Source organism: Roseovarius sp. (assembly GCF_965228755.1).
In the GTDB taxonomy this organism is placed as follows: domain Bacteria; phylum Pseudomonadota; class Alphaproteobacteria; order Rhodobacterales; family Rhodobacteraceae; genus Roseovarius.
Genome location: NZ_CBDDIG010000005.1, coordinates 1148273 through 1161904, shown reverse-complemented (window position 1 = coordinate 1161904; position 13632 = coordinate 1148273). Strand labels below are relative to the sequence as shown.

12 protein-coding genes and 1 riboswitch are annotated in these 13632 nt (G+C 69.7%); of the genes, 5 read left to right on the top strand and 7 right to left on the bottom strand.

Annotated elements, in window-relative coordinates; all coding sequences use genetic code 11:
• Positions 1–62: 62 nt before the first annotated feature.
• The 6 genes from ACO07J_RS09235 to ACO07J_RS09210 all read right to left on the bottom strand — a co-directional run bounded on the left by ACO07J_RS09235 (position 63) and on the right by ACO07J_RS09210 (position 7396).
• Positions 63–2012: a TonB-dependent receptor domain-containing protein gene (locus ACO07J_RS09235; protein WP_422028424.1), complete on the bottom strand. Its 1950-nt coding sequence runs from the start codon at positions 2010–2012 to the stop codon at positions 63–65.
• A gap of 187 nt (positions 2013–2199) precedes the next feature.
• Entirely contained in the window at positions 2200–2847 is a 648-nt protein-coding gene (locus ACO07J_RS09230) for an adenosylcobinamide amidohydrolase (protein WP_422028422.1), read from the bottom strand.
• A gap of 5 nt (positions 2848–2852) precedes the next feature.
• A complete protein-coding gene (locus ACO07J_RS09225) occupies positions 2853–3608 on the bottom strand; it encodes an ABC transporter ATP-binding protein (protein WP_422028420.1) in 756 nt (251 codons plus the stop codon).
• The gene (locus ACO07J_RS09220; RefSeq protein ID WP_422029749.1) at positions 3605–4576 is read right to left on the bottom strand and encodes a FecCD family ABC transporter permease; all 972 of its coding nucleotides are present in this window, start codon (positions 4574–4576) and stop codon (positions 3605–3607) included. The genes ACO07J_RS09225 and ACO07J_RS09220 overlap by 4 nt, the downstream gene beginning before the upstream one ends.
• Positions 4577–4584: 8 nt before the next feature.
• Positions 4585–5397: an ABC transporter substrate-binding protein gene (locus tag ACO07J_RS09215; protein WP_422028418.1), complete on the bottom strand. Its 813-nt coding sequence runs from the start codon at positions 5395–5397 to the stop codon at positions 4585–4587.
• Positions 5398–5449: 52 nt separating this feature from the next.
• Complete coding sequence (locus ACO07J_RS09210; protein WP_422028416.1) at positions 5450–7396, bottom strand: TonB-dependent receptor plug domain-containing protein; 1947 nt, start codon at positions 7394–7396, stop codon at positions 5450–5452.
• A 130-nt stretch (positions 7397–7526) separates the two neighbouring features.
• Positions 7527–7741, bottom strand: a riboswitch (cobalamin riboswitch).
• A gap of 215 nt (positions 7742–7956) precedes the next feature.
• On the opposite strand from ACO07J_RS09210, the gene ACO07J_RS09205 reads away from it, so the two are divergent.
• Genes ACO07J_RS09205 through ACO07J_RS09185 form a run of 5 tightly spaced genes read left to right on the top strand, consistent with a single transcriptional unit; the run spans position 7957 to position 12767 of the window.
• Complete coding sequence (locus ACO07J_RS09205) at positions 7957–8988, top strand: ABC transporter substrate-binding protein (RefSeq protein ID WP_422028414.1); 1032 nt, start codon at positions 7957–7959, stop codon at positions 8986–8988.
• Positions 8985–9971, top strand: coding sequence for a FecCD family ABC transporter permease (locus ACO07J_RS09200; protein ID WP_422028412.1), 987 nt, complete (start codon positions 8985–8987; stop codon positions 9969–9971). Before ACO07J_RS09205 ends, ACO07J_RS09200 begins: the two co-directional genes overlap by 4 nt.
• Positions 9968–10945, top strand: coding sequence for a FecCD family ABC transporter permease (locus tag ACO07J_RS09195; RefSeq protein WP_422028410.1), 978 nt, complete (start codon positions 9968–9970; stop codon positions 10943–10945). Before ACO07J_RS09200 ends, ACO07J_RS09195 begins: the two co-directional genes overlap by 4 nt.
• Entirely contained in the window at positions 10945–11739 is a 795-nt protein-coding gene (locus ACO07J_RS09190) for an ABC transporter ATP-binding protein (RefSeq protein ID WP_422028408.1), read from the top strand. The genes ACO07J_RS09195 and ACO07J_RS09190 overlap by 1 nt, the downstream gene beginning before the upstream one ends.
• A complete protein-coding gene (locus tag ACO07J_RS09185) occupies positions 11736–12767 on the top strand; it encodes a siderophore-interacting protein (RefSeq protein ID WP_422028406.1) in 1032 nt (343 codons plus the stop codon). Before ACO07J_RS09190 ends, ACO07J_RS09185 begins: the two co-directional genes overlap by 4 nt.
• 180 nt (positions 12768–12947) lie before the next feature.
• Here the strand turns inward: ACO07J_RS09185 and ACO07J_RS09180 are convergent, their stop codons facing one another.
• Positions 12948–13568: a hypothetical protein gene (locus tag ACO07J_RS09180; RefSeq protein ID WP_422028404.1), complete on the bottom strand. Its 621-nt coding sequence runs from the start codon at positions 13566–13568 to the stop codon at positions 12948–12950.
• Positions 13569–13632: the final 64 nt, after the last annotated feature.

The window sequence follows — 13632 nt, the reverse complement described above, 5'->3', positions numbered from 1 at the left end:
CCGAAACCCAAAAAGGGGCGCGAAACCCGCGCCCCTTCTTCGTTTCACCTAAGGCTAACCCCTCAGAACTTCACCCGCGCCGTCAGCTCGAACGTCCGGCCCGGCTCGTTCAGCGGCACCACGGTCGGCACGCCCACGCCGTCCGAGCTGCGCGAGGCGTAGGTGGCGTCGAGCACGTTGCGCACGTCCAGCCGGATCTCCACATTCGGCGCCGCCTTGGGCGTGTAGGCGGCGTAGAGGTCGAGCGCCTCGTAGCCCGACAGCTTCACCGGCGTGTCGTTGTTGTCGAAGGCGATCTCGGCCGTGCCGCCGAGGCGCCATTGCTGGCTGAAATCATAGGCCGCTTCCAGCCCGACGATGCTGCCCATCGGGCGGCCGAAGTAATAGGCGGTCGACCCGATGGCGGCGTCGTTCAGCTCGACATCGGCATAGGTGTAGTTCGCGCGGAAGAAGCCCCGGCTGCCGTAATAGCCGAACGACCCGTCGAAGCCGCGCGAGACGAGGTCGGAGACCGCGCCGCGGTTGCCACCGGTGGGCAGCACGGCGTTGATGTCGTTCACCTCGGTGTAGAACAGCGCGCCGCTCGCTTCCCACGGGCCGCTGGCATAGCGCAGGCCGATCCGCGCGGCGTTGGCGCGCGAGGTGGTGATGCCCGCATAGGTCCAGGCGCCGCCGAAGTTGATCAGCGCCGCCTCGCCCAGTTCGTAGCCGCCCCAGCTCGAGGCGAGGCCGGCGTTGAGCGTCCAGCGGTCGCTGAGGATCACGTCGACCGCGGCATTGGCGCTGACGCCGGTATCGTCGAAGGTCTGCCCGGTCGCCGCGGTGAATTCCTGCGTGTCGATCCGGGCGCCGTAGGAGACCGAAACCCGCTCGCTGACATCCTGCCGGGCCTGCGCGTAAAGGCCCACGTTGGTCAGCTCTTCCTTGCCGGAACTGCCGAACGGGCCCGGCCCGCGGCCCCGCCCGGTGGCGGTTTCATGGAAGAAATCCAGCCCCGCGGTCAGGGTGCCGTTGCCGATATCCCATTCGTTCTGGAAGATTCCGCTCAGGCTATCATTCACGCCCCAGACACCCGAGGCGTCGATTTCCTGCTCGTTATAGCTGAGCTGGATCAGTGGATCGAACCAGCCCTCGGGCTGTTCGTCGGTATAGGTCAGCGTGTAGGAGGTGCGGCGCGACAGCGCGTCGACGAAGACGCTGGGCCGGCCCACCACGGCAGCGAAGTCGGGCCGGGTGAACAGGATGCCGCCCGGGCCCGCCTGGGCCGAGCGGGTGCCGGTGTCCTCGGTCTGCGAGGCCGAGAATTCCAGCCGTTCGCCGCCCTGGCTTTCATAGGCGAGCTTGAGGATGTAGTCGGTCAGGTCCGCCTCGGTGCCCGGCACGCGGTTGCCCGAGCCGTCATCGTAATCGCCGCTCTTGTGGCGGGTGGCGCTCAGCAGCCATTCGAACCCGCCCTGCCGGCCGAAGAGGGTCAGCGTGCCGCGCCCGCTCTCCTCGTTTGAGCCGATGGTGGCCGAGGCCATGCCGCCGAAATTGTCGCCCTCTTCCAGAAGGTCCTTGGCATCCTTGGTCTCGTAGGCGATGCGCCCCGCCAGCGCGCCGGGGCCGGCATCGGCCGGCGCGATCCCCTCGCTCACCTCGACGCGCTTCAGAAGCGCGGGGTCGAGCAGCACGTTGCCGGTGTGGTGGAAGGCCGACTTGTTCTGCCGCGCGCCGTCGATAGTGATCGACAGGAGGCTTTCCTCGATCCCGTTGACGAAGACCTTCTGGGCAATCGCCGCCCCGCCGCTGGCCACGATCGAGGACTCGCCCGCGAAGACGTCCTTGGTGGTCGAGGCGTTGCGGTTCTCGAGGTCCTCCTCGTCGATCTCCTCGTTGCCCAGCAGCGCCTGCGCCTTGCTCGATTCGATCCGCAGCGTGCCGAGGAAGAACGGGTCCGCCTCCTGTGCGTGCACCTGCGCGGTTCCAAGCGCCGCGACCGCGCCGGACAGAATCCATCCGTAATGTTTCATGGTTACCCTCGTGTTCGTCGTGTTTCCCGATTGGCTGAAACGCGAGAAATGAGGGCGTTCTGGCTGACTGAGACTGCTTGGTGCAGTTTCACGCCTGATACCCGACTATTTTTCTATGTCAATACGGCGGGCGGGACAAACCCGGGCTGTGTCCTGTCGGTGTCGTCCGGCATCTGGCAACGCCGCATTAAGAGGCAGTCTTCCCGCCCGCCGTTGCCAGCCAGTGGCAGGCGCCCTCCAGCACGGCGTCATATACGGCACAGCCCACGGCCTCGCCGATCCCGGTGTGCAGCCCGGCATAGCGCTCCTCCCCCGGCGGGGCCGCCACGGCCACGCAATCGGTGCCGGTCCCGGTGGCGCGGCCCGGGCCGAGCGGCATGTCGGCCTCGATCACCGCCGCCGTGCGGGCTTCGACGGCGATGCTCATCGCCTCGAGCAGCGCGGGTTCGGTCAGGCCGAGGTTCAGGCGCACCGCGACGTTGATCGTGCCCCAGTCGCGGCCCGTGTAGTCGACGCGGTGCCCCACCCGTTCGGCGTTCGACAGGCCCACGGTCGCCACCGCCTGCGCCTCGGTCACGCCGATGGTGGCGGTGGCGCGGGTGACCTGCCGGATATCGCGGGAGGTCAGGAAGGTGACGGCATCCGAGGCGCCCCGTGCCGCCAGTTTGCCCTGAAGCCACGTCTCGACGTCCAGTTCTTTCGGCAGGTCGGCATTGCGCACCTCGCGCCACAGAATGCGCCGCGCCCTGACCAGGCCGGGGCGATGGACGGCCCAGCTCAGCACCTGCATCTCGCGGCCAAGGTCGAACTCTAGCCACGGGCGGTCAACCGTCACGGCACTCACCGGATCACCTCCAGCGGCTGGTAGATCGGCCCGTCCTCGGTGTCGCGATACCAGGCGGTGATGTGGAAGACATGCGCCAGCCGCTCGGGCGTCAGCACCTCTGCGGGGGTGCCGTCGGCCACCACCCTGCCCTCGCCCAGCATGACGATCCGGGTGCAGTGGCGCGCCGCAAGGCTGAGATCGTGCAGCGAGACCAGCACCGCCTTGCCCACCTGCGCCAGGCTGCCGAAGGTCTGCATGGTCGTGATCTGGTGCGCCGGGTCGAGCCCGGCCACCGGCTCGTCGGCCATCAGCAGCGGCGTGTCCTGCGCCAGCGCCCGGGCGATCAGAACGCGGGCCTGCTCGCCCCCCGAGAGACGCGTGGCGGCGCGGTGGCGCATGCCGCTCAGTTCCATCCAGTCCAGCGCCGCCTCGGTACGGGCGCGGTCGGCCTCCGACGGGCGGCGCCCGGTCATGTGCGGCATCCGCCCCAGCATCACCACGTCCTCGACGCTCACCGGCCAGGCGATCTCGCGCGATTGCGGCATCCAGGCCACCTGGCGGGCCCGCTCGGCTGGCGACAGCCCGGCCAGCGAGCTCGTGCCGGTGCAAGGCAACAGCCCGAGCGCGGCGCGCATCAGCGAGGTCTTGCCCGCGCCGTTGGGGCCGATCAGCCCCACCAGCTCTCCCTCGCCGATGGACAGCGAGACATCGCGGAACACGTCCCGCCCTTGCAGCGAGACCGAAAGATCGGAGAGGGTCAGCATGCTCATATCCGCTCCCGCCGCAGCTTGAGGATCAGGTGCAGGAAGAGTGGCGCGCCGACCAGCGCGGTCAGCACGCCGAGCTTCAGGTCACGCTCGGGTAGGACCACCCGCACCGCGATATCCGCAGCCAGCACCATCGCCGCCCCGCCCAAGGCCGAGGCCCACAAAAGGCGCGAGGGCCGCGCGCCGACCAGCGGGCGCAGGATATGCGGCACCACCAGCCCGACGAAGCCGATGGCGCCCGCCATCGCCGTGCCCGCCCCCACGACGCAGGCCGTGCCGAAGACCAGTTGCAGCCGCAGCCGCTTGAGCCGCACGCCCATCGCCTCGGCCGCGTCCTCGCCCAGCGTCAGCGCATCGAGCCCCCGCCCCAGCGATGCCAGGATCGCCACGCCCACCGCCATGAAGGGCAGCGCCAGCCACACATGGGTCATCGAGCGGTCGGCGAGCGAGCCCATCATCCAGAAGACGATCTCGTTGGCCGCGAACGGGTTGGGCGACAGGTTCAGCACCAGCGAGGTCAGCGCACCGGCCAGCGCCGACACCGCGATGCCCGCAAGGATCAGCGTCAGCGACCCGCCCCGCGGCCCCGCCAGCAGCATCACCAGCGTCACGCCCCCCAGCGCCCCGGCCAGCGCCATCAGCGGCAGGCCAAGGGCGAAGACGCCCGCAAGCCCCGTCTGAAGCGCCAACACCGCCCCCAGCGCGGCGGAACCCGAGACGCCGATCAGCCCCGGTTCGGCCAGCGGATTGCGCAGGTAACCCTGCATCGCCGCCCCGGCCAACCCGAGCGAACCGCCGATCATCACCGCCAGGATCATCCGCGGCAGCCGGATTTCCCGCATGATCAGCGTCATGGGCCCGCCATCCCCCGCCACCAGCGCCGAAAGGCTTTCACCCACGCCCAGCCCCGCCGGCCCGATCAGAAGCGAGGCCAGCATCAGCGCCACCACCAGCAGCCCGAGGGGGATCATCACCCGGTTCAATCCGCCGCCCCGGTGATCTGGCGCCGCGCGGTGCCCAGCCTTTCGATGGCGCGGAGCACGAAGGGCGTGCCGCAGACCCAGTCCTGATCGGTCATCGCCGCGCTGCGCGGCGCGCGGAACGCCTGCACGGCCGGGTGGTCCATCACCTCTTCCGAGCGCGACGCGCCGGGATAGGCCCGCGCCGTGATCACCGTGTCGGGGGCGGCCATCGCCAGCACCTCCAGCGGCAGCTTGCTGCCCGCGCCGTAGCCGGCCTCGACCGCCGCGTTCCCGAAGCCCGCGGCCAGCAGGATTTGCCCCGCCAGCGTATTCTCGCCAGAGGTATAGCCATTGGCATAGTAGAGCACCGCCGACGGCCGCTCCGCCACCTCTGCCCGCAGGGCCGCCAGCCGCGCGTCGTAATCCGCGACCATGCGCGCGGCGGCGTTGTCCCGGTGCAGCACCTCTCCCACCCGGATGATCCGCTCGCGCACATCTTCGAGCGTGGACGCGGCAGGAATGACCGTAACCGCCAGCCCCAGCCGGTCCAGCATGGCAAGGGTCGCCGGGGGCGAGAACTCGCCCGCCAGCACCAGGTCGGGCCGCATCAGGAAGATCTCCTCGGCCCGACCGTGATTGGCGACATAGCCTGCCGCCGCGTCGGACATGGGAGAAACGCGGGCGTCCCTCGCCACGTGACTGACCGAATGCAACTGCCCCTCGCCCGCCAGCAACATGGCAAGCTGATCGGTGCAGAGGTTCATCGACACGACGCGGGCCGGGGCCCCGGTTTGCGCCTCGGTCTGCGCCGCCCCTGCCTCGGCGGTCATTACCGCCAGCGCAACCGCACCCAGCCGGGATATCAAGCCCGCGCCCGTCACCTCAGAACCGGCTCGACGCGCCGAAGAACACCGTGCGCCCCTGCGTGGCAAACCCGTCAAGCTCCTCGTAGCGCGCGTCGGTCAGGTTGTGGATGCCGGCGGTCAGCCGGACGGTGTCGGTTAGGTCGTGGCTCATGCGGAGATTGACCAGCGTGTAATCGGACAGTCTGACCTGCATCGCACCGAACGAGGGGGATGTGAAGTCGCTGTCGTGATTGCCCGCCACGTGGCGCAGGTCGAGGTTGAACCGCGTCCGGTCGTTCGGCAGCCGGTAGCCCAGCTGCAGAAGCGCCTCGTGCTCGGGCCGGCGCACCTCGACCGTGCCGTCGGGGTTCGAGGCATCCAGCCAGGTATAGCTCAGCCCGACGTCGAACCGGTCGGTCACCGCCAGGTCGGCCGACACCTCCACCCCTTTCCGGTCGCTCCTGCCGACCTGGTTGACCGGCGTCGACATCCCGGTGGCGGGGTCGAAGACCGAGGTGATCTCGTCGGTCAGCTCGTCGTCGAAATAGGTGACGTCAACGATCCCGCGCCCGTCGAGGAACTGCTGCTCGATCCCGATATCCCAGCCCTCGCTCTGCTCCGGCTGAAGGGTGGGGTTGCCTCGGAAATTGGCGAAGAAGCCGAACTGCTCGATCAGCGTGGGGTTCTGCACGCCCGTCCCATAGGAGGCGTGAATGCGCGTCACCTGGTTCGGAAGCGTGTAGGAGGCGCCGACCGCGTAGGTGGTGAAATCGTCGAACCTGTCGTTGTAATCCTGCCGGATGCTGCCCTGCACGTCGAACCCGTTGCCAAGGCTGCCCTGGTATTCGAGCACCAGCGCCGTCTGCTCGCGCGTCCGCTTGACCAGCTCGCCGGGGCCGAAGAACGCCTGGTTCCCCTTGTAGGTCAGGTATTCCCATTCGGCCGCGAAGGTGAGCGTGTGATCGGCGGTGTCCACGTCGTTGGAATCGAGCGCGACGGTGCCCTTGTAGCTCAGCTTGGCGCGGGTGCCAGTGTTGTCCTGGTTGCGGACACCGGCGCCGTCGCGGCCCTGCCGGTCGATATGGCCGAAGGACAGCTCGAGCCGGTTCTGCAACCGCCCGCCGAACGTTTCCAGCTCGGCGAAGACCGAGCCGAAGCTCTCCTGTACCTCGGCATTCGAGGCATCGTCGACCACCAGCCCGGCGCGGGTGGCCGCGCCGAAGACCGAACTGTCGGTGTCGGAGACCCGGTCGGTGTGGCGCAAGGTGCCGCCAAGCGTCAGCCGGTCATTGACGAAAAACCGCCCCGTCAGGTTGTAAGTGCGGTTCAGGTCGCCGTCGTCTTCGCCGCCGGGAGTGCCGGAGATGTCGAAGCCGCCGGTCTCGCGCCGGGCGGCCGAGAAGCTGATCTCGCCCCGTTCCGAGCGCTGGCGCACGGCCATCCGCCCTTCATATGTGCCGTCCGAGCCCACCTCGAACCCTACTTCGCCGCTGATGCCCGGCTCGGTCGGGCGCTTGGTGGTGATCGAGATCACCCCGCCGATGGCGTTCGACCCGTAAAGCGCCGATTGCGGCCCGCGGATCACTTCGATCCGCGCGATATCCGCGGCCAGCAGGCTGCCGAAATCGTACTCGCCAACATCAGGCGCCGCCACTTCGACCCCGTCGATCAGCACGAGCGTATGGTTGCCCTCATGCCCGCGCAGCCGTACCTGCGTGCGCCCGCCGAACCCGCCGGTGCGCGACACCGAAACGCCGGGCAGCGAGCGCAGCAGGTCGGCCACGTATGCCTCGCCGCTCTCCTCGATCTCCTCCTCGGTCAGCACCGTGGCGGCGCGCCCGTATTCCCGCGCCTCGACAGGTGTCAGGCCGCCGGAGATGACCAGCGTGCCCAGGTCATGGACCTGTTCGGCCTTGGCGGGCGTGGCGAATTGTATTGCAAGGATGGTGGTGGCCAGCAGGCCAGGACGCGCGTGGCGTTTCATGTCGGTCCCTCCGTATCGCACCGGCTTGGCAGTGCAATTCAACTTGGTTGGTCTCGGAGGATTGGCCCCCGCAGACGGTGAAACATCACCTCTACGGAAAGCTCCGTTGCCCATGCGCGCCCCGCGCCCGGACAGGGTGATCGCTGCGGCAGGTCTCCTGACTCGCGGGTCATCGCTAGGCCGGGTCTTCCCACCGCGCTTGCGCGCGGCAGTGACATGGTCCGGCTTCGCTCTCCGCCTACAGTTGCGGGGGCAGTCACGGAATTGGCGCCTGATGGCTGATCCTCACCGTGTTCCCTTTTCACCGGGCGGCGCACCGCCCGGACCGAAGCAGCGCTCTGGTAGCGCGGATCGCGGTGGGGGGAAAGGGGGAATCGTCGGGGCCGGCATGCCGCCCCGTACGACCTTGAACCGCCCCGGCACGGGCGGTAAGGTGCGGCGCAATTGGTGACGACTAGGCATCTGGTTCATTCCCGAAACCCCGCTGCACCTTTCCGACCGCGATGGCGTCATCCGCCACCGACCCGAAAAACCACAGCGCTGCCGATTGTCCGGATGCCATGACCCGCCCTTCCCCAACCCGTGCCCGCGCCGCATCGGCCCGCACCCGGCGGCAGGTTCTGACCGCGGCCGGCTGTGCCCTGCTGGCGGCGCCCTCCCTGCTGCGCGCGGCTGAGACGCTGCGTTTTGCCGGGCCCTGGGGCGAGGCGGTGCTCGACCGGCCCGCCCGGCGCGTCGTGTCGCTGGGCTATACCACGCAGGATCCGCTGCTGGCGCTCGGTGTGGTGCCGCTGGCGGTGCGCGAATGGTTCGGCGCGCGGCCCCATGCCGCCTGGCCCTGGGCCGAGGAGCGGCTGGGGGACGCCGCGCCGCGGGTGCTGACGGGCGAGGTCTCGATGGAGCTGGTGGCGGGCCTCGCGCCCGACCTGATCGTCGGCATCGGCTCAGGGATATCGCGTGCGGAATACGAGCTTCTGTCGCGGATCGCGCCCGTCCTGATGCAAGCGCCCGGCCAGCCCGCCTTCGGCACGCCGTGGCAGGAAGACACCCGGCGCATCGCCCGCGCCACGGGGCAGTCCGACCGGGCCGAACGCCTGATCACCGGGGTCGAGGCGCGTTTCGCCGCCGCGCGGGCCCGCCATCCCGGCTGGCAAGGCGCCACGGCCGTCGCGGCCTGGCAGAACGGCGGCCAGACCGGCGCCTTCATGCCCGGTGACAGCCGGGCGCAGTTCTTCGCGGGGCTGGGCTTCACCCTGCCCGCCAAGCTGCAGGAATTGGCGGCGGTCGACGGGTTCTACACCACGCTCTCGCCCGAGGACCTCTCGCCGCTCGATGCCGACCTGCTCGTCTGGATTTCCTCCTTCAGCGGCGCGAAGGCCATCGCCACCCTACCCATGCGCCGCACGCTTCAGGCGCATCTCGAAGGCCGTGAAGTCTTCGCCGACGAGGTGACCGCCGCCGCTCTCTCCTTCGGCAGCGTCCTCTCCCTGCCCTTCGCCCTCGACCGGCTCGAGGCCGAGATCACCGCCGCGCTCGATGGCGATCCGCAAACCGTCGTGCCCTCCGCCCGTGCCGCGGGGCTTCTGCCATGAGGCGGGCCGCCCTCCTCGCCCTTCTGCTGGCTCTGGCTGCCGCCCTGTCGCTGACCACCGGGCCGCGGGCGCTTGGCCTGTCCGATTTCCTCACAGCCCTCACCGCCTATGACCCTCATGACCCGGCGCATGTGACCCTGATGGCAATCCGCCTGCCCCGGCTGGTGGCGGGCCTGATTGCCGGGGCCGCGCTGGGGGTGGCGGGCACGGTGATGCAGACCCTCACCCGCAACCCGCTGGCCGATCCCGGCATCCTCGGCATCAACGCGGGCGCGGCCTTTGCCCTGCTGCTGGGCGCGGCGGTCTTCGGGCGCGCCGATCAGGCCGCCATCGCGCTCTTCGCCTTTCCCGGCGCGGCGCTGGCCTCGGTCGCGGTCTTCGCGCTTGGCGGCGGGCTGCGGGGCGATGCGGGGCCGGTGCGGCTGACGCTGGCGGGGGCGGCGCTGAACGCGCTCCTGCTCTCGATGGTCACGGCGATGGTGCTGGTGCGGCAGGAGTCGCTCGATATCCTGCGCTTCTGGGTGGCCGGGTCGCTGACCGAGGCGGTCTATCGCCCGGTCGCGGAGATGGCGCTGCTCGCCCTTGCGGGCGCGGCGCTGGCGCTGCTCATCGCGCCGCTGATCGAGGCGCTGTCGATGGGCGCCGACATGGCGCGCGGCCTGGGCACGCGGCCCGCGCGAGTACAGGCGGGCGGGCTTGTGGCGGTGACCCTGACCACCGGCGCGGCGGTGGCCATCGCCGGGCCGATCGCCTTTCTCGGGCTGATGGCGCCGCACCTCGCCCGGCCCCTCGCCAGCACCTCGCTCCGGATGCAGCTTGCCACATCGGCCGCGCTTGGTTCGCTGATCCTGACGCTGGCCGACGTGGCGGGCCGGGTCATCCTCGCGCCGGGCGAGGTGCGGGCGGGCATCATGGTGGCGCTCCTGGGCGGGCCGGTTTTCGTCTGGATCGCGCGGCGGCTGCGGCCGGGGGCGATGGCATGAGGGGGGCGATGTTGCTGGCCCTGTTGCTGGTGCTGGCCAGCGTGGCGGCCCTGTTGCACGGTCAGATCGACGCCGCGCCTTCGGTCCTCTGGCAGGGGCTGCTGACCGGCGACGGTCCCGGTGCGCTGATCCTCGACACGATCCGCGGGCCGCGCGTGGCGACAGCCCTGGGCGCAGGCGCGGTACTGGGCCTGTCGGGCACCATCTTCCAGACGCTGTTCCGTAACCCCTTGGCCGCGCCCGATCTTCTGGGCTTCAACGCCGGCGCGGGCCTTGCGATCATCGCCGGCATCGCCTTCGGCATCGCCCTGCCCGCACCGGTGCTGGCGGCCATCGGCGGACTGGCGGTGGCCGGGGTCGTGGGCGCGCTGGCCTGGCGCCGGGGCAGCGGCACGCCGGCGCTGACCATCATCCTCGTCGGCCTCGGCACCGGGTTCACCGCCACGGCGCTGGCCACCTTCCTGATGACGCTTCTGCCCGGCACCGCGGCGGCGGAGGCGCAGCGCTGGCTGACCGGGTCGCTCGCCGCCCGCAACTGGGGGCATGCGGCGCAGGTCTGGGGCTTTGGCATGGCCCTGACTCTATTGGCTTTTTCCCAGGCGCGGCCGCTGATGGCGATGGAGCTGGGGGGCGAGCTGGCGACCGGGCTTGGCGTCCGGGCGGAGCCGGCGCGGTGGCGGATTTCGGGCATTGCCGTGCTGCTGGCCGCGGCGGGGGTGGCGGTGGCGGGGCCGGTGCCCTTCGTGGCGCTGATGGCGGGGCCGTTCGGGGCGCGGATGTCCGGGGCGCGGAGCCCGGCGGCGCGGATGGCCGCGGGCGCGGCGACCGGGGCGCTGATCGTGGTGCTCGCGGACCTGCTGGCGCGGGCGGCGCTGCCCGGTCTGCAACTGCCCGTCGGCGTGGCGACGGGGCTGCTGGGCGCGCCCTACCTGCTGTGGCGCCTGTCGCGTGAAATGGACAAGGGGGACCTGTGATGCTGGAGGCAAGCAGCCTGACGCTGGCCTATGATGGAGCGCCCGTGATCGAGGCGCTCGACCTGTCGCTTCCGGGCAACAAGGTCACCGCGATCATCGGGCCGAACGGCTGCGGAAAATCCACACTTCTCAAGGCATTGGCGCGCATACTTCCAGTACATTCCGGCCGGGTCACGCTCGATGGCGAGGACATGGCGCAGCTGCCCCCGCGGGCGCTGGCACGGCGGCTGGCGATCCTGCCGCAGGCGCCGCGTGCGCCCGAGGGGATCCGCGTGGCCGACCTTGTGCGCCGGGGCCGTCTGCCGTGGCGCGGGCTGCTGAGCCCGTGGCGCGAGGAGGATCGGGCGGCTTGTGCCGAGGCGCTGGCGGCGGTTGGGATGACGGAGCTTGCCCATCGCGACCTGGCGGAGTTGTCGGGCGGGCAGCGGCAGCGGGCGTGGCTGGCGCTGGTGCTGGCGCAGGGCACGCCGTGGCTGCTGCTGGACGAACCCACGACCTATCTCGACCTCACCCACCAGATGGAGGTTCTGGGCCTGCTGCGACGGCTCAACCGGCAATCCGGGACGGCGGTGGTGAGCGTCCTGCACGATCTCAACCTGGCGGCGCGCTATTCGGATCACATTGTTTTGCTTGGAGAAAATGGCGTGACCGCCACCGGGACGCCGGATCACGTCCTCACGCCGGAGCACCTCGCCTCAGCCTTCGGGCTGCGGGCGCAGGTGATGCCCGACCCGGTAACCGGCACGCCGATGGTGGTGCCCCTCGATACCCCTGCAACGGAGGTTCCCGCATGACTGACACCCACCGCAGCACCGCCCGGTTCGACGGCGCCCCGCCCGAGGGCCTTCTGCAGCAGACGGCCGGCTACCTGCGCGCCTACGACCTGCCGATCGAGCTGGGCGATACCGCGCTTTCCGCAAGGTTTTCCGAGGCTTATGTGGAACTCTCAATGGACGGTGCCGGCTTCTCTCTCGACATCCGGGCGGGCAATTCGGCGCAGCTTCACCAGGCCCGCGAGGGCGTGCTGGTGGTGCTCGACCAGATCAGCCCGGAGGCCTGTGCGGGGCTGGAATGGACGGGGGAAGTGGCGCGGAATGTCAGGCCGCCGAATTTTCACCTTGGCACGGTGCTGGAGGTGCGGCGGGTGTCGCCGCATTTCCTAAGGGTGACAATGGGTTGCGAGGGGGTGTTACACCTTCTGACCGGGGGGATGCACTTCTCGCTCCTGCTGCCGCCGGGGCCGGAGCCGCGCTGGCCGGAGGTCAACGAGAAGGGCCGCACGGTCTGGCCCACGGGGGAAGAGGTGCTGCATCGGGCGGCCTATACTTTCGTGGAGCTGAACGCGGCGGAAAAGTGGTTCAGCTTCGATGTTTTCGAGCATGACGGCGGGCTGGCGACGGGCTGGGCGAGAGCCGCGCAGCCCGGTGATATCGTGGGCGTGATGGGGCCTGGCGGAGGCGATTTTCCAGAGGCCGATCATATGGTTATGGGCGGAGATGAAACCGCCCTTCCGGCGATCCGGCGGATCCTGGAACACGCGCCGAAGGCCCAGAGGGGCGAGGTTCTCATCGAGCTTGGCGACCCCGCCGACCGCTACCCGCTGACCGTGCCCGAGGGGATGCGGCTGACGTGGCTGACGCGGGGCGAGGATGCGCCGCTGAGGGCGTATATGCTGGCCGCGGAGCTGCCGGGGCCGGAGGAGAGCCGGTTCGTGTGGTTCGCGGCCGAGGCCGGGGAGGTGCGGGCCGCGCGGCAGTATTTCCGGGAGGAGGCCGGTCTGAAGCGGCAGGAGATGTACCTGTCGGCCTACTGGACGGCGTGAAAAGCGATTCGAAGGTTAACGCCGTTGTTTTGAAGGGATTTCGACGTCGGTATCACGTCGGTATTTCGTCGGTATCACGTCGGTTTTCCGGTCTGTGAGGCGGGGTGTTAATGCGGCGTCCCGGGCGCAACAGGCGAGATGTTGTGTCGGGCGCAACGGGGCGGATTGCCCCTACCCAGCCTATTCGGTGGCGCGGTCGCGGGCGCGCTGGATGAACTCTTCGGAGAAGAGCTTGTCGCGGCGCTGGCAGTCGGGCGGTTGCGGCCGCATGGCATATCGTCCGCCGAGTGCGCAGGCATAGGATTTGCGATCCTCCATGCCAATCGAGGCGTGGCCGTAATATCGCCCGCTCGACTCCCGCTCATGCAGAATGTCGAGATGGGTCCGGCCCCGGGAATCGCGGCGGTTCAGCAGGGCGGAAAACGCCTCCGGCCGCCCCTGCTCGAGGTAATGCCGGAAGACGGCCCGCATCCGTGCGTTGGCGTCGAGGAACCGGATCGACAGGTGGGTCAGAAGGCCCATCGGCTCGGTGTTCCACTTGGCCTGGTCCGGGGTGCAGGCGAAATCGGGTTGTTCGTACAGCGCCTCGACACCCAGTTGGGCATGGCACCGGCCGAGCCAGAAGCCGAAATCCTCGGCCGTCTCGAAAACGGGCAGCAGCGTGCAGAAGTTTTCCCGGAAGCCCCCCTCGCAGGTGACCCTTTCGAGCAGCTCGCGGGCCGAATACTCCTTGAGTGTCAGCGTCTCGGCCCGCGCGATCGGGGCGAGCCCCATGAACAGGGCGCAGACCCATACCATCATCCACCACGAACCGCCCGCCAAACGCATCCCCGAGACCCCCAAAACGATGTTCCCGCCTGCAGCC